Origin of the sequence: Variovorax paradoxus (assembly GCF_030815975.1) — a bacterium.
Lineage (GTDB): Bacteria > Pseudomonadota > Gammaproteobacteria > Burkholderiales > Burkholderiaceae_C > Variovorax > Variovorax paradoxus_N.
In genome coordinates this window covers 2694883-2713136 of sequence record NZ_JAUSXL010000002.1, presented here as the reverse complement: position 1 = coordinate 2713136, position 18254 = coordinate 2694883, and the positions used below count along the sequence as shown (strand labels likewise).

Below are 18254 nucleotides of genomic sequence, written 5' to 3'. Positions count from 1 at the left end.
CCAGATGAAACACTGGCTGGCACAACGGCCCTGGAAGCGCGCCGCCGCATGGCTGGTGTTCCTGGGGCCGCTGTTCTATGCCACCTACGGCCTGGCCAACTGGTGGGCCACCACGCGCACGCAGGTGCCCTCGATGGCCTTCGAGTGGGAGCGGCAGCTGCCCTTCTGGGCCTGGACGATCTTTCCGTACTGGACCATCAACGTCTTCTATGCGCTCTCGCTCTTCTTGGCGCGCAGCAGGCACACGCTCGACCGGCACGCGCTGCGGCTCGTGAGCGCGACGCTCATCGCCTGCATCTGCTTCGTGATCTGGCCGCTGCATTTCAGCTTCGGGCAGCCGGCAGTCGAGGGTGCGCCGGCCTTCCTGTTCAACGCCCTGCGCGGCTTCGACCAGCCCTACAACCAGGCGCCTTCGCTGCACATCGCGCTGGCGGTGATCCTGTGGGACTGGTATCGCCAGTTCCTGCGCGCCGCATGGGCCAGGCTGGTGCTGCATGTGTGGGCGTTCGCGATCTGCGCCTCGGTGCTCACGACCTGGCAGCACCACTTCATCGACATTCCTACAGGCGCGCTGCTCGGGCTCTTCTGCGTCTGGCTCTGGCCGCTGGAGCGCACGGTTTCGATGCCGCGCGCCTGGCAATGCACGCGCGACGCGCAGCGCTGGAAGCTCGCGAGCTTCTACGCCGTGGGTGCGGTGCTGTTCCTTGCGGCGGCCATGCAGTTGGGCGGTGTTGCGCTGTGGCTCGCCTGGCCTTCGGCCTCGCTGGCGCTGGTGGCGCTCAACTACATCGGCTTTGGCGCCCGCGGCTTCCAGATGAACGGCCGGGGCCGCATGGGCTGGGCTGCGCGCTGGCTGCTCGCGCCCTATCGGCTCGGCGCGGCCGTCAACGCATGGCTCTGGACGCGCAGGCTGCCAGCTTCGGTCGAGGTGGTGCCGGGCCTGCTGCTCGGCCGTTTGCCGACGAAGGCCGAATGGATCGCTGCCGGCCGGCCCCGGCTCGTGAGCCTGTGCGCCGAACTGCAGATGCCGGGCGGCGTGCCGCATGCGCGCTGCGTGCCGATCCTCGACCTGACCGTGCCGCCGACCGTGCGGCTGCAGCGCGCGGCCGCGGTCATCGAGGGGCAGCGCCGCAATGCGGAAGGCGCGGCCGTGTGGGTGTGCTGCGCGCTGGGCTTTTCGCGCAGCGCCGCCGCCGTGATCGCCTGGCTGGGCCGCTACGGTGCGGTGGGCGGACTGGCGCAGGCCGAGGATGCCGTGCGCCTTGCGCGTCCGCAGATCGTGCTGCGACCCGCGTGGCGGATCTCGCTCGAGCCATTGGGCACCGCCGCGCCGGGAGCACCGCCTCATGACTGACAACGAGCGCGCCACCTGCGCCTCGCTGGCCGCGCTGCTGCGCGCCGCAGCGGTGCTGGCGGCGTGGGGCTTTGCACTCACATGCATTGCGGCGCTGGTGCTCGCGCTCACGCTGCGCTCGCTGTCGAGCACGGCCGCCATGGGGTTCGGCGCGGTGCTGGTGCTGGGCGCGCTCGAGCGCTATTTCGCGTTCAGGCTGCGCTTCGACCAGGCGCTGTTCGCCGATCTGGCGCGCGGCGCCATCGCATCGCTGGACGCGCTCGACACCGCGCTCGACCGGCTCGGCCTGCGCAACGCAGAGGCGTCGAAGGCCGTTCGCCCGCTCGATGACCGCGTGCAGGGCACCCGCCAACTCATGCAGCGTCATGCCATCGTGGTCGCCTGCCAGAGCGCGATGTTTCTGCTTGCCTTGATGACACAGGACCTCTCTTGACCGAAGAAGACGACAACAAAAATTACCGGCCCCAGAGCACGGTGCTGCGTCGCGCGCTGGCCGTGGTCGCGGGCCAGCTGATCATCGGCGCGGCCGGCCTCCTGACCGGCGTGCGCGCCATCTGGAGCGGCACCACGCCCAGGGCCGAGCAGACGCTCTACTTCGCCAACCACACGAGCCACGGCGACTTCGTGCTGCTGTGGGCCACGCTGCCGCCCGACCTGCGCGCGCTCACGCGGCCGGTGGCGGGGCAGGACTACTGGAATGCCTCGAAGCTGCGCCACTTCATCGGCGCCGACGTGTTCAACGCACTCATGATCCGGCGCGACGGCTCGGGCCAGGGCGAGAACCCGGTCGAGCAGATGAAGGCGGCGCTGGAGGGCGGCGACTCGCTCATCATGTTTCCCGAGGGCACGCGCAACACCGGCGACGAGATCCTGCTGCCGCTCAAGAGCGGCCTGTTCCACCTGGCGCGCGCCTGCCCCAATGTGCGGCTGGTGCCGGTGTGGATCGAAAACCTCAAGCGCGTGCTGCCCAAGGGCACGCTGGTGCCGATTCCGCTGGCGTGCACGGTGCGCTATGGCACGCCGATCCGGCTGGCCGAAGGTGAAGAAAAGGCGGTGTTCCTCGCGCGCGCACGCGCCGCCATGCTCGACCTGCGCCCCGAGTACGACCGCCTGCCAGAACAAGAAAAACCAGCAACGACGCCATGAACATCTCCCCTTCCACCCAGACCACGCTGCAGTTGTTCGGCGGCGTGGCCGGCGTGCTGATGCTCGCCTCGGCCATCGGCGCGCTGCTCAAGTGGCGCGTGGCATCGGGGCAGCCGAACTCGGTGATCGACAACCTCAATGCGCGCGTCAATGCGTGGTGGGTGATGGTGGCGGTGATCGGCCTGGCCTTTGCATTCGGCAAAGGCGGCGTGATCGTGCTGTTCTACCTGATCTCGTTCTATGCGCTGCGCGAGTTCATCAGCCTGGCCTACACGCGGCGCGGCGACCATCATGCGATTGCGGCGGCCTTCTACATCGGCCTGCCGGTGCAGTATTTCCTGGTGTGGATCGACTGGTACGGGCTCTATTCGATCTTCATCCCGGTTTACGCCTTTCTCGTGCTGCCGATTCTCGCGGCCGTGGGCGGCGACACGCAGCGCTTCCTGGAGCGCACTTCCAAGATCCAGTGGGGCCTGATGGTCTGCGTGTTCTGCATCAGCCACGTGCCAGCGCTGCTCACGCTGCAGATCCCCGGCTTCGAAGGGCGCAACCTGCTGCTGATCGCCTTCCTCGTGATCGTGGTGCAGGGCAGCGACGTGCTGCAGTACGTGTGGGGCAAGCTCTTCGGCAAGCGCAAGGTGGCGCCCGAGCTCTCGCCCTCCAAGACCTGGGAAGGCCTGGTTGGCGGCGTGGCGAGCGCCACCGCGCTCGGTGCGGCGCTCTCCTGGGCCACGCCGTTCAACCCCTGGCAGGCCGCGCTGATGGCGCTCACCATCTGCCTCATGGGCTTCTTCGGCGGGCTCGTGATGTCGGCCATCAAGCGCGACCGCGGCGTGAAGGACTGGGGCTCGATGATCGAGGGCCACGGCGGCATGCTCGACCGGCTCGATTCGGTGATCTTCGCGGCGCCGATCTATTTTCATGCGCTGCGCTACTGGTGGGTGCCATGAGCACAAGCAGCGCCAGCACGCGCGCAAGAAAGCCCGCGGCCGCCGAGCGCGTTGTGCACGACACGCCGGTCGAATGCACCAGCGCCGCCGCATGGGAGCGTTGGCTGAAACGCCACCATGCCACCGCGGCCGGCGTGTGGATCCGCATGGCCAAGAAGGCCAGCGGCATCGCCTCCATCGACCACCCCGAGGCGCTCGAGCTTGCGCTGTGCTACGGCTGGATCGACGGCCAGCGCAAGGGCGACGGCGAGCAGTATTTCCTGCAGCGCTTCACCCCGCGCACGCCGCGCAGCACCTGGTCGAAGATCAACCGCGACAAGGCCCTGAAGCTGATCGACGACGGCCGCATGCAGTCCGCCGGCCTGGCCGAAGTGGAGCGCGCCCGCGCCGACGGCCGCTGGGATGCAGCCTACGACGCCCAGAGCATCGCCACCGTGCCGCCCGACCTGCAGGCCGCGCTCGATGCCAACCGCAAGGCCGCCGCCTTCTTCGCCACCTTGGATTCACGCAACCGCTATTCGGTGCTGTTCCGCACCCAGGGCGCGAAGAAGCCCGAGACGCGGGCGAAGCGCATCGCGCAGTTCGTGGAAATGCTCGCGAAGGGCGAGAAGATCCATCCCTGAAGCAGGCCCGGCACCCTACTTCGCCAATGCTTTCAACGCCAGCTTGATCCCTTCGCTCACCGTCGCATCCTTCGGCAGCGCCTTGAGCGCGAGCGCGGCTTCCTTGTCGCTGTAGCCCAGCGCGACCAGCGCCTGCAGGATGTCGGCCTGCGCGTCCGAGGCCGCGTGCGCGGGCGTGCCGATGTCGGCGCCCAGCTTGCCCTTGAGCTCCAGCAGCAGCCGTTCGGCGGTCTTCTTCCCGATGCCCGGGATCTTCACGAGCCGGCCCAGCTCCTGCGTCGTGATCGCCTGCGACAGCTCGCCCACGCTCATGCCCGACAGCAGGCCGAGCGCGGTGCGCGGGCCTACGCCCGTGATCTTGATGAGTTGCCGAAAGGCCGCACGCTCCTCGGCGGTGCCGAAACCGTAGAGAATCTGCGCGTCCTCGCGCACCACGAAGTGCGTGAGCAGCGAAACGCGCTCTCCGGTGCCGGGCAGGTTGTAGAACGTGCTCATCGGCACATCGACCTCGTAACCGACGCCGTTGCAGTCCACCACCACCTGCGGGGGGTTGCGTTCGGCCAGGATGCCGGTGAGTTTGCCTATCATGGGTGCCCTTTTTCCTTGAAATGTCCGGCGTGATTCTGCGACACACCTTTGCTCCTCCCAACAACTCGCGCCTGGGCCACCTGTGCGGCCCGCTGGACGCGCACCTGCGCCGCATCGAGGAAGCCCTGGGGGTGAAGATCGCGCACCGCCACGAGCAGTTCAAGGTCGACGGCCCCAAGGCTCCCGCCCAGCGCGCAATGGACGTGCTGCAGGCGCTCTACGAGATCGCGCAGCGCCCGATCGACCCGGCCGTGGTGCAGCTCACGCTCGCGGGCGACGGCTCGATGAGCGACGAGGACTCGGCCATGCTGGTCACGCGCCGCGCGGACCTGCGCGCGCGCACGCCCACGCAGGCGCTGTACCTCGACAACATCGCCAAGCACGACATCACCTTCGGCATCGGCCCGGCCGGCACCGGCAAGACCTACCTCGCGGTGGCCTGCGCGGTCGATGCGCTGGAGCGCGCCGCGGTGCAGCGCATCGTGCTCACGCGCCCGGCGGTGGAAGCCGGCGAGCGGCTCGGCTTTCTGCCGGGCGACCTGACGCAGAAGGTCGACCCCTACCTGCGGCCGCTGTACGACGCGCTCTATGACCTGATGGGCTACGAGAAGGTGCAGAAGGCCTTCGAACGCAATGCGCTCGAAATTGCACCGCTGGCCTTCATGCGCGGACGAACGCTGAACAACGCCTTCGTCATCCTCGACGAGGCGCAGAACACCTCGGTCGAGCAGATGAAGATGTTCCTCACGCGCATCGGCTTCGGTGCCAAGGCGGTGGTGACGGGCGATGTGAGCCAGATCGACCTGCCCAAGCAGCAGCTGAGCGGCCTCATCGACGCCGAGCGCGTGCTCAGGCGCGTGAACGGCATTTCGATCACGCACTTCACCAGCGCCGACGTGGTGCGGCATCCGCTGGTGGCCAAGATCGTCGATGCCTACGACGGGCAACGCAAGCGCGCCGGAGCGCATTGAGATGGCGCTGCCCGCACTGTCCCTTTCGCTGCAGTTCGCGCGCTTCAAGGGCGTCGAACGGCACCGCGCCGCGCTGCCGCGCCACAGCGTGACGCGCTGGATCCGCCATGCACTCGAGATCGACGCGGAGATCACGGTGCGCATCGTCGACGCCGAGGAAGGCCAGCGCCTGAACCGCGAGTTCCGCGGCAAGGACTACGCGACCAACGTGCTGACCTTCGACTATGCCCAGAGCCCGATGGTGATGGCCGATCTGGTGTTGTGCGCGCCGGTGGTCGCGAGCGAGGCGAGGGAACACCGCAAGACCTTGGCCGCCCACTACGCGCACCTGCTGGTTCACGGCACGCTGCATGCGCAAGGGTGGGACCACGAGACCGGCGAGGCCGACGCCGAGGCCATGGAAGCGCGCGAGATCGAGATCCTCGCGGGCCTTGGCATCCGCAATCCGTACGGACGGTGAGGCCCGCGCGCGGCGCTACGCCATCTGCAGCGGGATGGTGACCGGCCCGTCGTTGACCAGGTGCACCTGCATGTCGGCGCCGAACTCGCCCGTTGCCACCACCGGGTGTGCGGCGCGGGCCAGCGCCACAAAATAGTCGTAGAGCCGCCGCCCCTCGTCGGGCGCCGCCGCCTGCGTGAAGCTGGGCCGGTTGCCGCCGCTCACGTCGGCGGCCAGCGTGAACTGGCTCACCACCAGCAGGCCGCCGCCGATGTCCTGCACGCTGCGGTTCATCTTGCCCGCCTCGTCGGAAAAGATGCGCAGCTTCAACAGCTTGGCCAGCATGCGGTCGGCCATCGCATCGGCATCGCCGCGCTCGGCGCACAGCAGGACGAGCAGGCCGGCGCCGATCGCGCCGACGGTCTGCCCGGCGATGTCGACACGCGCGCTGGCCACGCGCTGGACGACGGCTTTCATGCTGCTTCTTCCTCGGCTCGTGGACCGCGGGCTTCCATGCCCAGCGGCAGCAGCTGGATGGTCACGCGCAGGCCCGGCACGGCGTCCATCAGCGCCTGTTCCAGCTCATCGCGCATCGCGGCGGCATGCTGCAGCGTCCACTCGCCGGGCACATGCATGTGCAGGTCGGCGAAGCGGCGCTGGCCCGCGCGCCGCGTCACCATGTCGTCGAAGCGCATGCGCGTGCCTTCCGGCATCCGTGCGGCGAACTGGTCGAGCGTGGTGCGCAGCGTGGCAATGGTTTCGGGGTCGAGGGCCTCGTCCATCAGCCCCTGCGACGAGCGCCACACCAGCCTGACGCCTTCGCGCACGATGTTGAGCGCCACGCCAATGGCCAGCACCGGGTCGAGCCAGAGCCAGCCGCTGAAGTGCACCGCCACGATGCCGACCACCACCCCGGCCGAGGTCCACACGTCGGTCATCAGATGCCGCGCATCGGCTTCGAGCGCAATCGAGCGGTGCGTTCGCGCGGCGCGGAACAGCGCAAAAGCCAGGGCCGCATTGAAGCCCGAACTCACCACCGAGAGCCCGAGCCCCCAGCCCAGCTGCTCCAGCGGCTGCGGCGAAAGCAGCCGCTGCACCGAAACCCAGAGGATGGCGGCTGCGGCGCCGACGATCAGGATGCCCTCGAAGCCCGAGGAGAAATACTCGGCCTTGTGATGGCCGTAGGGATGGTCCTCGTCGGCCGGCCGCGAGGCGATGGTCACCATTGCGAGGGCGAACATCGCGCTGGCAAGGTTGACGAACGACTCCATTGCATCGGAGATCAAGCCCATCGAGTTCGTCACATAGCCCGCCAGGCCCTTGAGCAGGATGGTGACGAGCGCAACCGCAATGGAAACACGAAGCAGCGTCTTGGGCGTGAAAGTCATGCGGGGAAGGCGTAGGCGATAAAAGTCGGCAAGAATGCGGCAAAGGTCCGCATCCGCGATCGAATTATCGAGCGCGGACTCCATCTGCCGACTCGATGTATTTAGTATTTGTGGCACCGCGAAACATTCGCAGAAGAACGATGATGAAAAAAATCCTGATCGCCGTGGGGGGCTTCGCCTTCTGGGGCGCAGCGGCGTTGGCTCAAGCACAGGCGCCTTCGCGTCCTGCAGGCTCCGTCCCCACTGCAGAACCTCAGGCGGGATTCGTGAAATCGGTGCGGGGCAGCGTGCAGCTGCTCAGCACCGCCGGCACGCCCCGCGCGGCCAACGCCGGCGACGCGCTGGCGGCCGTGGACCGCATCGTGACCGGTCCCGATTCTTCCGCTTCCGTGGTCTTGCGCGACGACACGACGCTGGTGGTCGGGCCTTCGTCGCGGCTGGACCTGAAGGAATTCCATTTCAACGCCACCACGCACGAAGGTGGCGTGCTCGTTTCGCTGCTGCGGGGCTCCATGCGCATGATCACCGGCCTGATCGGCAAGACCAATCCCGACGCGATACGGGTGGAGACGCAAACCGCCACCATCGGCATTCGCGGAACCGACTTCATCGTGCAGACCGACGGCCAGCCATGAGGAAGATGACGACGGACCGGGCTTTCCTTGTCGTTGCCGTGCTGGTCACTGCGCTGCTTGCCGCATGTTCGACGCCGGGCACCCGCGTGGTGCTGCTGCCCCAGGCGGATGACAAACCTTCCGCCGTGATCGTGCGCGCGAACGATGGCGAAGAAGTTCTTTCCCGGCCTTACCAGCGTGCAACGGCCGCGGTCGGTGCTTCCGGCGCGCCGGTGGTCGACCAGGCCGACCCCGCCAGGGTGCAGGCGGACCACAAGATCCTGTTCGACATGCGGCCGCCCGCGCCGCAGCGCTACACGGTGTATTTCGAAGTTGGCGGCACCACGCTCACGCCGGCGTCGCAACAGGTCATGAACGAGGCGCTGACTGCCGCGCAAACGCGCAGCGGCAGCGACATCGTGGTGACCGGGCACACCGACACCAAGGGCGCACTCGAGCAGAACGACATGCTCTCGCAGCGGCGCGCGCAGGAAGTGGCGCAGCTTTTCGTGGAGCGGCAGTTTCCGTCGGCGCGGATCGAGGCCGTGGGCCGCGGCGAGCGCGAACCCGCGGTACCCACCGCCGACGAGGTGGACGAGCCGCGCAACCGGCGCGTCACCATCGAAGTCCGGTGACAGGGCCGCGGACCAGCGCCGTCAGCTGACGGTCACGCGCGCAAACTTGCGCTTGCCGACCTGCACCACATAGCTGCCCGCGGGCAGCTTGAGCGCCTTGTCGCCGATCACCACGGAGTCGACGCGCACGCCGCCACCGTCGATCAGCCGGTTGCCTTCGGAGGTCGAGGGCGCGAGGCCGGCCTGCTTGAGCAGCTGGGCAATGCCCAGCGGCGCACCTGCCAATGACAGCTCGGGAATGTCGTCGGGCACGCCGCCTTTGCTGCGGTTGATGAAGTCCTGTTCCGCCGCCTCGGCCGCCGCCGCGCTGTGGAAGCGCGCGGTGATTTCCTTGGCCAGTGCCACCTTCGCATCCTTGGGATTGCGGCCGGCCGCGATCTCTGCCTTGAGCGCCTCGATCTGCCCCAGCGACTGGAAGCTCAGCAGCGTGTACCAGCGCCACATCAGCTCGTCGGAGATCGACAGCACCTTGGCAAACATGGTGTTGGCGTCTTCGCTGATGCCGATGTAGTTGTTCTTGCTCTTGGACATCTTCTCGATGCCATCGAGCCCTTCCAGCAGCGGCATAGTGAGTATGCACTGCGGCTCTTGACCGTATTCCTGCTGGAGATGGCGGCCGACGAGCAGGTTGAACTTCTGGTCGGTGCCGCCGAGTTCGAGGTCGCTCTTCAACGCCACCGAGTCGTAGCCCTGCATCAGCGGATAGAGGAATTCGTGCACCGAGATCGACTGGCCGGCGTTGAAGCGCTTGTTGAAGTCGTCGCGCTCCATCATCCGCGCCACCGTGTACTTGGCCGCGAGCTGGATCATGCCGCGGGCGCCCAGCGGGTCGCTCCACTCGGAGTTGTAGCGGATCTCGGTCTTTTCGGGGTCCAGCACCAGGCTGGCCTGCCGGTAGTAGGTCTGCGCGTTGGCTTCGATCTGCTCGCGTGTCAGCGGCGGACGCGTGCTGTTGCGGCCCGAGGGGTCGCCGATGGTGGTCGTGAAGTCGCCGATCAGGAAGATGACGCGGTGCCCCAGGTCCTGCAGCTGCCGCATCTTGTTGAGCACCACCGTATGGCCGATGTGGATGTCCGGGGCGGTCGGATCGAGCCCCAATTTGATGCGCAGCGGCGTTCCGGTGGCTTCCGAGCGCTGGAGCTTGCGCACCCATTCGTCCTGGGGGAGCAGTTCGTGGGTGCCCCGGAGCGATATTTCGAGCGCTCGTCTTACACCATCCGAGAGGCTTGTGGATGTAACAGATTCGGCATTCATAGGCTTTTTCAGCTGATTTTCAGGTTGCCGAAGCTATACTCAGCCCGACTTTTCTTGCGCCGAATTCTAAGCGGCGCTTTTTTCCGCACCGTCCTGCCGCCCTGTCCGTCCTGGGCTTTGCAGCGCGGATTTGCAGAACCTGAGCTGGAATTCACAGTTTGATCAACGGCATTCTCGCCGCCGAGGAGCTACTTGCTTCTCGCGTGGCCTATACATTCCGGACCTATCCCAAGCAGATCACCGCGCTCATCGCGGCTGCCTTGCTGAGCGCCGGAACCCTGGCGGTGGCCTCCCTGGGCCCCGACGCTTCCGACCTCCCCGTCAAGCAGGTCCTCGAGGCGACTGCTCCACTGTCTTTCGCCCAACAGAGCGAATCGCTGGAAAACTTCAGCTTCACGCTGTTTCGCACCGATATCACGCGCTCCAGCGACACGGCCGAGGCCCTGCTGAAGCGCCTGGGCATTTCCGATCCGGCCGCCACGGCTTTCGTGCGCGGCAGCAGTGAAGCCCGCAATGCCCTGTTCGCGCGCGCAGGGCGCACCGTCACGGCCGAGGCTACGCAGGAAAACGAACTCAAGAAACTGAGCGCCCGCTGGATTCCCGATGGCGATGGCGGCTTCAAGCGCTTCGTCATCGAGCGCACGCCGGTCGGCTTCGTGGCGCTCACCGAACGCGACACGCTGACGCCGGGCACGCGCCTGGCCAGCGGCACCATCCGCACCTCGCTGTTCGCCGCCACCGACGACTCCCGCGTGCCCGACGCAGTCGCCAGCCAGCTGGCCGACATCTTCGCGGGCGACGTCGACGTGCGCGCGCTGCGCAAGGGCGACCGTTTCGCCGTGGTGTACGAAACCTTCGAGGCCGACGGCCAGGCGCTGCGCAGCGGCCGCGTGCTCTCGGCCGAGTTCGAGAGCGGCGGCAAGGTGCACCAGGCCGTGTGGTTCCAGCCTGCGGGTCAGAAGGGCAGCTACTACCGCCCGAATGGCGACAGCCTGCGCAAGGCTTACCTGAGCTCGCCGGTCGAGTTTTCGCGCGTGTCGAGCGGCTTCGCGATGCGCATGCACCCGATCCTCAACAGCTGGCGCCAGCACAATGGCATCGATTTCGCAGCCCCCACGGGCACCGCGGTGCGCAGCGTCGGCGACGGCACGGTCGATTTCGCCGGCACGCAAAACGGCTACGGCAACATCGTCATCATCAAGCACCGCAACAACCAGCAGACGGCCTACGCCCATCTGAGCCGCATCAACGTCAAGGCCGGCGAGAGCATCACCCAGGGCCAGACGGTCGGCGCCGTGGGCTCCACCGGCTGGGCCACGGGCCCTCACCTGCACTTCGAATTCCGCGTGAACGGCGAGTACCAGGACCCCACTTCCATCGCGCAAGAGGGCGGCGCCCCCATCACCGCGGCACTGCGCCCGGCCTTCGAGCGCATGGCGGTCGGTGCGCGCACCGAGCTGGCTGCCGCGTTCTCGGTCATTCAGGCCAGCGCGGACTGAGCCCCGCGCGGCACCCAGCGCGCGGCTCGCCTCCCATTCTGCGATGGTCGCCGAACTGTTCATCGGCCTGATGTCCGGCACCTCGCTCGACGGGGTCGATGGCGTCCTGGCCGATTTCGCGGGCGGCCGCATCGCCGTGCGGGCCTATGCCACGGCGCCCTTTCCCGCAGCGCTGCGGGCCGAGCTGATGGCGCTCAACACCCCCGGCGACAACGAACTTCACCGTGCCGCGCTGGCCGGCAACGGCCTGGCCCGGATCTACGCCGGCGTGGCCAATCAGCTCCTGGCGGACAGCGGCGTTCCCGCAGGCCAGGTGACCGCCGTCGGCGCGCACGGGCAAACGGTGCGCCACCGGCCCACCGAGTTCGACGGCGTCGGCTACACCCTGCAGGTCAACAATCCCTCGCTGCTGGCCGAATTGACCGGCATCGACGTGGTCGCGGACTTCCGCAGCCGCGACCTGGCGGCAGGCGGACAGGGCGCACCGCTGGTGCCGGCCTTCCACCGCGCGCTGTTCGCACGGGCGGGCGAATCCGTGGCGGTGCTGAATATCGGCGGCATTTCCAACCTGAGCCTGCTGCTCGCAGCCGATGCACCGGGAGACCCGGCGGTGCTTGGTTTCGACTGCGGCCCCGGCAATGCCTTGATGGACCACTGGTGCCAGCTTCATACGGGCCAGCCCTTTGACCGGGGCGGGCAATGGGCGGCGAGCGGGCAGGTCCTGCCCGAACTGCTCGCGCGGCTTCAGGCCGATCCGTATTTTTCGAAGCCACCTCCCAAGAGCACCGGCCGCGACCTGTTAAATCCCGCGTGGCTTTCCGCCTGCCTGGGCCCGGCCGCGGGCGCGGCGCCTGCCGACGTGCAGGCCACGTTGACCGAGTTCACCGCCAGCGTTTGTGCAGCTGAGGTTCTTCGCTACGGAAACAATAGCAATCTGCTGATCGTGTGCGGTGGCGGGGCGCTGAATGATCATCTGCTCGAGCGTCTGCGCGCACACTTGCCCGGCGTGGAAGTGGCCGCGTCCACGGCACATGGGCTGCCTCCGCTGCAGGTCGAGGCCGCGGCTTTCGCCTGGCTGGCCCGAAGCACGGTGCGGCGCGAAGCCGGCAACCTGGCCAGCGTGACCGGCGCAAGGGGCGGCCGCGTGCTCGGAGCGGTCTACCCCGCCTGAGCACGCAGGCCGTCACCCCTGGCCTGAAACCTCCGGCTGCGCAGGATGCACCGCGCGCACCTCTGCCGGCAAATACCAGAAGATCAGCGCGGAAGCGATCGTGACCAGCCCCATGCTCGCAAAGGTGGCCTGGAACGCGTCGAGCGTCTGCTTCGCCGTCTCCTGGCCGAAAACGCTGCTGTAGCCGGCCAGCACCGCGCTCGCAGCCGCCACGCCGAGGCTCATTGCAAGCATCTGGACCATCGACAGCAGGCTGTTGCCGCTGCTGGCCATGCCGCCGTCCAAGTCCTTCAGCGTGATGGTGTTCATGGCGGTGAACTGAAGCGAGTTGACGGCGCCGAAGACCAGCAATTGCAGGATGTGCAGCGCCACCGGCTGGTCCGGGCCGGTCAGGCCGAAACTGGCCATCGCGAGCCCCACCAGGACGGTATTGGCCACCAGCACCTTCCGGTAGCCATGGTGGGTGATCAGCGGGGCCGCGAAACGCTTCATGGCCATGCCGGCCAGCGCGATCGGCAGCATCATGAGCCCCGCCCGAAGCGGTGAATAGCCCAGCGACACCTGCAGCAGCAAGGGCACGAGAAACGGCATGCAGCTGCTCCCGAGCCGCGAGAAGAGGTTGCCGAGCAAGCCGATGCTGAGCGTGGGCACGCCGAAGAGCGAGGGCGAGAACAGCGGCTCTGGCCGGCGCGCGGCATGCAGCCAATAGGCCACCACGCTCGCAAAGCCGAACACCAGCAGCAGCAGCACGCTGACCTGGCGCAGCCCCGCGCCGGAAACGCCGTCGAGCGCCAGCGAGATCGCAACCATGCCGAAGGCCAGCATTGCGTAGCCCGCGCCGTCGAAGCGCCGCTCGACAGCCCCGCGCAGGTCGGGCATGAAGCGCAGCGTTGCCAGGCAGCCCGCCAATCCCACGGGCACGTTGATCAGGAAGATCCAGTGCCAGGAGGCGTACTGCACCAGCCAGCCACCCAGCGTGGGGCCGAGCAATGGGCCGATCAGCCCTGGAATGGCGACAAAGCTCATCGCCTGCAGGAACTCGCCGCGCGGCACGGTGCGCAGCAGGGCCAGTCGCCCCACAGGCAGCAGCAAGGCGCCGCCCAGGCCCTGCACCACCCGCGCAGCCACCAATTGCCCCACGCCCACCGACAGGGCGCACAGGACGGACCCGATGACGAACAGCACAATGGCCGAGAAGAACACGCGCCGGGTGCCGAACCGGTCGGCGATCCAGCCAGAGGCCGGAATCAGCATCGCCATGGTGAGCGCGTAGGCCACCACCACCGACTGCATGCGCAGCGGGCTTTCGCCCAGGCTGGCCGCCATGGCCGGCAGCGCGGTGTTGATGATGGTCGCGTCGAGCGTCTGCATGAAGAAGCCGACCGCCACGAGCCAGAGCAGGCTCTTGCGTGCAGGATCGATGGCCGTTGCGGCGAGGGTCATGAAATGGCGGGAAAGAAGAGAAAGGCGCCGGGCAGCAAAAAGCCGCCCGAAGGCGGCTTTCCTTAAAGAACGAATGCTGGTGACAGCATCAGCCGGGCGTCAGGCCGAGAAGCTCGATCCGCAGCCGCAGGTGCTGGTGGCATTCGGGTTCTTGATCACGAACTGGGCGCCCTGCAGGTCTTCCTTATAGTCGATCTCGGCGCCGACCAGATACTGGTAGCTCATGGCATCGATCAGCAGCGACACGCCGTTCTTGGTCATGGTGGTGTCGTCTTCGTTCGTGATTTCATCGAAAGTGAAACCATATTGGAAGCCCGAGCACCCGCCGCCCTGCACGAACACGCGCAGCTTGAGGTCGGGATTGCCCTCTTCGGCGATCAGGTCGGCCACCTTGGCGGCCGCGCTGTCGGTGAAGACGATCGGTTCGGGCATCTGGGTCTGGATGTTTTCGGCAACAGCGCTCATGGGGGGTAACTCCTTGGGGGCCGAACATGCGGCCAATGGACCAATGCTACTGCAATGCCGCATTCCTGGCTGGCAGGCGGCAGCGAGCACCCAATGCAAGTGGGGTCGAACACACACCCGCCAAGGGCGCGGCAATGAAAAAGCCGCCCGAAGGCGGCTTTGTTCGCAGCGAACAGGATCAACGCTTGCTGAACTGCTTGCGGCGGCGTGCAGAGTGCAGACCGACCTTCTTGCGCTCGACTTCACGTGCATCGCGCGTGACGTAGCCAGCCTGGCTCAACGCCGGCTTGAGGCTTGCGTCGTAGTCGATCAACGCACGGGTGATGCCGTGGCGCGTTGCGCCGGCCTGGCCCGATTCACCACCGCCGTTGACGTTGACCATGACATCGAAAGCTTCGAGGTTGTTGGTCAGCACCAGGGGCTGCTTGGCAATCATGATCGAGGTTTCGCGGCCGAAGAACTCTTGGATGTCCTTGCCGTTGACCGTGATCTTGCCGGTGCCTTTTTTCAGAAACACACGGGCGACGCTCGATTTGCGACGGCCGGTGCCATTGTTCCATTCACCAATCATTCTCAAGGCTCCTTACAGTTCCAGCACTTTGGGCTGTTGGGCGGTATGCGGGTGCTCAGCGCCACCGTACACCTTGAGTTTCTTGATCATCGCGTAACCAAGCGGGCCCTTGGGCAGCATGCCCTTGACAGCCTTTTCCAGGGCACGGCCCGGGAACTTGTTCTGCATGTCGCGGAAGTTCGTCGCCGTGATACCGCCCGGGTAGCCCGAGTGACGGTAGTACACCTTGTCGATCGACTTGGCGCCGGTGACGCGCAGTTGCGCGGCGTTGATGATGACGATGAAGTCACCGGTATCGACGTGAGGCGTGTAAATGGCCTTGTGTTTGCCGCGCAAACGGAGAGCAACTTCGCTGGCTACTCGTCCGAGGACCTTGTCGGTCGCGTCAATCACAAACCACTCGTGCGTCACGTCAGCGGGCTTGGCGCTGAACGTTTTGGTCATGAGTTTTTCTCTTGAAAAGAGGGTTTGGCGAGCCCTTTTCCACGGTCGGCGTTCCTCTGACGGGAATCTCTTAGGTGGGTTTGCACATGCCCCCAGGGCGGTGGTGTGTCTTCGCCGCGGGGCTACAAAAACGCTGCGAAGCCTGCGATTATACGAAGAATCGGCCAATCCGGGCAAATTCGAGCCGACCGCCCGCCCAAGCCGTTACCATTGACCCCATGTTCAGTTACCGCCACGCGTTCCATGCCGGCAACCACGCCGACGTGCTCAAGCACACGGTCCTGATTGCCACGCTCGACCACCTGCTCGAAAAAGAAGCAGCGCTGACCGTGGTCGACACCCACGCCGGCGCCGGCCTGTACCGGCTCGACGGCGACTACGCCGGCACCAGCGGCGAGGCCGCCGAAGGCGTGCTGCGCCTGCTGGCCGACAAGAAAGCAGCTGCTTCGCCGGCCCCTGCTGCAAAGTCCGCTACCAAAAAGGTAGCACCCGAAGCCGAGGCGCCCCTGGCCGACGCGATTGCACGCTACCTGAGCGTGATCCACGACTTCAACCCCAAGGGCGGCGCCCGCATCTATCCCGGCTCGCCTTTCATCGTGCATCACCTGCTGCGCGACCACGACAAGCTCAAGCTGTTCGAACTGCACCCGACCGATGCCCGCACGCTGGACGCCAACATCGCCCAGCTCGAGGCAGGCCGGCAGATCGCGGTGCTGCGCGAAGACGGCTTCGGCAGCGCCACCAAATTCCTGCCGCCGCCCTCGCGGCGCGCGCTGGTGCTGATGGATCCGAGCTACGAGATCAAGAGCGACTACGGCCGCGTGCTCGACTTCGCGGCCGAGGCGCTCAAGCGCTTTGCCACCGGCACCTACGCCATCTGGTACCCGATCATTCCGCGCCCCGAGGCGCACGACCTGCCACGGCGGCTCAAGACCCTGGCCACCAAGGCCGGCAAGCCCTGGCTGCACGCCACGCTGACGGTGAAGTCGAGCAAGCTGACCACCACGCCGACGGGCGAAACCCAGCGTCCGGGCTTGCCCGCCAGCGGCATGTTCCTGATCAACCCGCCCTATACGCTGAAGCCGCTGCTGGCTGCCGCCCTGCCCCAGCTGGTCGAGCGGCTGGCCCAGGACCGGCACGCCACCTTCTCGCTCGACGCGGGCGGCTAGCCTCCTGCGGGCCTTCTTCCGGGCTCATCGGCGGCGGCGCGGCGGCACCTTCACCTGGCGACGTGCAGGTGCCGGAGCTTGCGCCTGCGCCTCGCCCTCTTCCACCTCGGAGCCACCGCAGCGCATGCCCTCGCGGTCGATGATCGTCAGCGCCACCTGCTTGATGCCGAGCCCGATCAGCCCGATGCGCTCGGCCGCGGCGCGGCTCAGGTCGATGATGCGGCCCTGTGCATAAGGCCCCCGGTCGGTGATGCGCACCAGCACCTCGCTGCCGTTGACGAGGCTGCGCACGCACACGCGGGTATTGAACGGCAGGGTCTTGTGGGCCGCCGTCATGGCCATCATGTCGAAGCGCTCGCCGCTCGCGGTCTTGCGCTGGTGGAACTGAATGCCGTACCAGGAGGCTCCGCCGCGCTCGAAGATATCGCGCGGGCCGCCGTCCCCGGGCACGCCGTCGTCGGGCTCGCCGGTACCCGATACCGCGAGGTCATAGCGGACCGAAGGCACGTTCGATCGCGCCGGCGCGCCCGGCGGAACTGCCAGCTGGCGCGGCAGGGGCAGGAGCTTGGCGTCCTTGTCGGCCGGCCCGCCCTCGGTGGCCGGCGGCATGGCGCAGCCGGCCAGCACGCAGGTTGTCGCGACCAGCGCAACGCGAAGCGAAGTGAGCAGCCGATGGCCCGCTTCAGGACGCCACCCCTTCAACCGAGGCGCTCCAGTACAGCCAGCGTGGCCGCCGACTGGTTCATCGTGTAGAAGTGCAGCGCCGGTGCGCCGCCATCGCGCAGGCGCGCGCAGAGGTCGGTCACCACGTCGAGGCCAAACGCCTTGATGGAGGCCGTGTCGTCGCCGAAGCCCTGCAGCCGCAGGCGGATCCAGCGCGGGATCTCGGCGCCGCAGGCATCCGAGAAGCGCATGAGCTGCGTCGAGCTGGTGATCGGCATGATGCCCGGCACGATCGGCGTGTCGAGCCCGAGCTTGCGGGCGTCGTCGACAAAGCGGAAATACGCCTCGGGGCTGAAGAAATACTGCGTGATCGCCGAATCGGCCCCGGCCTTCACCTTGGTGGCGAAGGCCTGCAGGTCAGCCTCGGGCGAGCGGGCCTGCGGGTGCACCTCGGGGTAGCAGGCCACCTCGATGTGGAAGTCGCGCCCGGTCTCTTCGCGGATGAAGGCCACGAGGTCGCTCGCATAGAGGAACTCGCCGCCGATGCCGTAGCCGCTCGGCAGGTCGCCGCGCAGGGCGACCAGGCGCTTGACGCCCATCGCCTTGAGCTCGGCCAGCTGCTCGCGCACGGTGGCGCGCGTGGCGCCGATGCACGAGAAATGGCTCGCGGCGTCCACGCCCTCGGACAGGATCTCCTGCACCGCACCGAAGGTGCCCTGGTGCGTGGAACCGCCCGCGCCGTAGGTCACCGAGCAGAACTCGGGCTTGCGCACATACAGCTGCTGGCGCACTGCGCGCAGCTTGACCGCGCCTTCAGGCGTCTTGGTCGGAAAGAATTCGAAGCTCAGCGGAAGGCGCACCTGCGTC

22 protein-coding genes are annotated in these 18254 nt (G+C 67.1%); 12 read left to right on the top strand and 10 right to left on the bottom strand.

Annotated elements, in window-relative coordinates:
* Nucleotides 1-4 precede the first annotated feature (4 nt).
* From QFZ47_RS16410 to QFZ47_RS16390, 5 genes are read left to right on the top strand one after another with little or no spacing between them, the layout of a single operon-like run.
* Complete coding sequence (locus QFZ47_RS16410) at nt 5-1354, top strand: phosphatase PAP2/dual specificity phosphatase family protein (protein ID WP_307656630.1); 1350 nt, start codon at nt 5-7, stop codon at nt 1352-1354.
* Entirely contained in the window at nt 1347-1787 is a 441-nt protein-coding gene (locus QFZ47_RS16405) for a hypothetical protein (RefSeq protein ID WP_307656629.1), read from the top strand. Before QFZ47_RS16410 ends, QFZ47_RS16405 begins: the two co-directional genes overlap by 8 nt.
* Complete coding sequence (locus tag QFZ47_RS16400) at nt 1784-2500, top strand: lysophospholipid acyltransferase family protein (RefSeq protein WP_307656628.1); 717 nt, start codon at nt 1784-1786, stop codon at nt 2498-2500. Before QFZ47_RS16405 ends, QFZ47_RS16400 begins: the two co-directional genes overlap by 4 nt.
* The gene (locus QFZ47_RS16395) at nt 2497-3450 is read left to right on the top strand and encodes a phosphatidate cytidylyltransferase (RefSeq protein WP_307656627.1); all 954 of its coding nucleotides are present in this window, start codon (nt 2497-2499) and stop codon (nt 3448-3450) included. The genes QFZ47_RS16400 and QFZ47_RS16395 overlap by 4 nt, the downstream gene beginning before the upstream one ends.
* Nucleotides 3447-4073 (top strand): YdeI/OmpD-associated family protein, encoded by a 627-nt coding sequence (locus QFZ47_RS16390; protein WP_307656626.1) that lies wholly within the window; start codon nt 3447-3449, stop codon nt 4071-4073. The genes QFZ47_RS16395 and QFZ47_RS16390 overlap by 4 nt, the downstream gene beginning before the upstream one ends.
* A 15-nt stretch (nt 4074-4088) precedes the next feature.
* On the opposite strand, the gene ruvA is transcribed toward QFZ47_RS16390, so the two are convergent.
* On the bottom strand, nt 4089-4661 hold the full coding sequence (ruvA, locus tag QFZ47_RS16385) for a Holliday junction branch migration protein RuvA (RefSeq protein WP_307656625.1): 573 nt from the start codon (nt 4659-4661) through the stop codon (nt 4089-4091).
* A 20-nt stretch (nt 4662-4681) separates the two neighbouring features.
* Here ruvA and QFZ47_RS16380 point away from each other — a divergent pair, with 20 nt between their 5' ends.
* Both QFZ47_RS16380 and ybeY read left to right on the top strand, forming a co-directional pair.
* A complete protein-coding gene (locus QFZ47_RS16380) occupies nt 4682-5632 on the top strand; it encodes a PhoH family protein (protein WP_307656624.1) in 951 nt (316 codons plus the stop codon).
* A 1-nt stretch (nt 5633) separates the two neighbouring features.
* On the top strand, nt 5634-6092 hold the full coding sequence (gene ybeY, locus QFZ47_RS16375; RefSeq protein ID WP_307656623.1) for an rRNA maturation RNase YbeY: 459 nt from the start codon (nt 5634-5636) through the stop codon (nt 6090-6092).
* Between the two features lie 15 nt (nt 6093-6107).
* Here ybeY and dtd read toward each other — a convergent pair whose 3' ends face one another.
* Both dtd and QFZ47_RS16365 read right to left on the bottom strand, forming a co-directional pair.
* Nucleotides 6108-6548, bottom strand: a complete 441-nt coding sequence (gene dtd, locus QFZ47_RS16370; protein WP_307656622.1) for a D-aminoacyl-tRNA deacylase — start codon at nt 6546-6548, stop codon at nt 6108-6110.
* On the bottom strand, nt 6545-7459 hold the full coding sequence (locus QFZ47_RS16365) for a cation diffusion facilitator family transporter (protein ID WP_307656621.1): 915 nt from the start codon (nt 7457-7459) through the stop codon (nt 6545-6547). Before QFZ47_RS16365 ends, dtd begins: the two co-directional genes overlap by 4 nt.
* A gap of 266 nt (nt 7460-7725) precedes the next feature.
* Here QFZ47_RS16365 and QFZ47_RS16360 point away from each other — a divergent pair, with 266 nt between their 5' ends.
* Nucleotides 7726-8094 carry a FecR family protein gene (locus QFZ47_RS16360; RefSeq protein ID WP_307656620.1) on the top strand — a complete coding sequence of 123 codons (369 nt, stop codon included), beginning with the start codon at nt 7726-7728 and terminating at the stop codon, nt 8092-8094.
* A 5-nt stretch (nt 8095-8099) separates the two neighbouring features.
* Nucleotides 8100-8708: an OmpA family protein gene (locus QFZ47_RS16355; protein ID WP_370880583.1), complete on the top strand. Its 609-nt coding sequence runs from the start codon at nt 8100-8102 to the stop codon at nt 8706-8708.
* A gap of 21 nt (nt 8709-8729) precedes the next feature.
* On the opposite strand, the gene tyrS is transcribed toward QFZ47_RS16355, so the two are convergent.
* Complete coding sequence (gene tyrS / locus QFZ47_RS16350; protein ID WP_307656618.1) at nt 8730-9962, bottom strand: tyrosine--tRNA ligase; 1233 nt, start codon at nt 9960-9962, stop codon at nt 8730-8732.
* 158 nt (nt 9963-10120) lie between these two features.
* Here tyrS and QFZ47_RS16345 point away from each other — a divergent pair, with 158 nt between their 5' ends.
* The gene (locus QFZ47_RS16345) at nt 10121-11461 is read left to right on the top strand and encodes a M23 family metallopeptidase (protein WP_307656617.1); all 1341 of its coding nucleotides are present in this window, start codon (nt 10121-10123) and stop codon (nt 11459-11461) included.
* Nucleotides 11462-11504: 43 nt separating this feature from the next.
* Nucleotides 11505-12632 carry an anhydro-N-acetylmuramic acid kinase gene (locus QFZ47_RS16340; RefSeq protein ID WP_307656616.1) on the top strand — a complete coding sequence of 376 codons (1128 nt, stop codon included), beginning with the start codon at nt 11505-11507 and terminating at the stop codon, nt 12630-12632.
* Between the two features lie 12 nt (nt 12633-12644).
* Here QFZ47_RS16340 and mdtD read toward each other — a convergent pair whose 3' ends face one another.
* The 4 genes from mdtD to rplM form a co-directional block, all read right to left on the bottom strand.
* Nucleotides 12645-14075, bottom strand: coding sequence for a multidrug transporter subunit MdtD (mdtD, locus tag QFZ47_RS16335; protein ID WP_307656615.1), 1431 nt, complete (start codon nt 14073-14075; stop codon nt 12645-12647).
* 99 nt (nt 14076-14174) lie between these two features.
* Entirely contained in the window at nt 14175-14540 is a 366-nt protein-coding gene (erpA, locus tag QFZ47_RS16330; RefSeq protein WP_007827949.1) for an iron-sulfur cluster insertion protein ErpA, read from the bottom strand.
* A 178-nt stretch (nt 14541-14718) separates the two neighbouring features.
* Nucleotides 14719-15111 (bottom strand): 30S ribosomal protein S9, encoded by a 393-nt coding sequence (rpsI, locus tag QFZ47_RS16325; RefSeq protein ID WP_307656614.1) that lies wholly within the window; start codon nt 15109-15111, stop codon nt 14719-14721.
* A 12-nt stretch (nt 15112-15123) separates the two neighbouring features.
* Nucleotides 15124-15555, bottom strand: coding sequence for a 50S ribosomal protein L13 (gene rplM, locus QFZ47_RS16320; protein WP_307656613.1), 432 nt, complete (start codon nt 15553-15555; stop codon nt 15124-15126).
* Between the two features lie 218 nt (nt 15556-15773).
* Here rplM and QFZ47_RS16315 point away from each other — a divergent pair, with 218 nt between their 5' ends.
* A complete protein-coding gene (locus tag QFZ47_RS16315; protein ID WP_307656612.1) occupies nt 15774-16724 on the top strand; it encodes a 23S rRNA (adenine(2030)-N(6))-methyltransferase RlmJ in 951 nt (316 codons plus the stop codon).
* Nucleotides 16725-16748: 24 nt separating this feature from the next.
* Here the strand turns inward: QFZ47_RS16315 and QFZ47_RS16310 are convergent, their stop codons facing one another.
* Both QFZ47_RS16310 and metF read right to left on the bottom strand, forming a co-directional pair.
* Nucleotides 16749-17333, bottom strand: coding sequence for a septal ring lytic transglycosylase RlpA family protein (locus QFZ47_RS16310; protein WP_307658952.1), 585 nt, complete (start codon nt 17331-17333; stop codon nt 16749-16751).
* Nucleotides 17334-17422: 89 nt separating this feature from the next.
* Complete coding sequence (gene metF, locus QFZ47_RS16305) at nt 17423-18247, bottom strand: methylenetetrahydrofolate reductase [NAD(P)H] (protein WP_307656611.1); 825 nt, start codon at nt 18245-18247, stop codon at nt 17423-17425.
* Between the last annotated feature and the right edge of the window lie 7 nt (nt 18248-18254).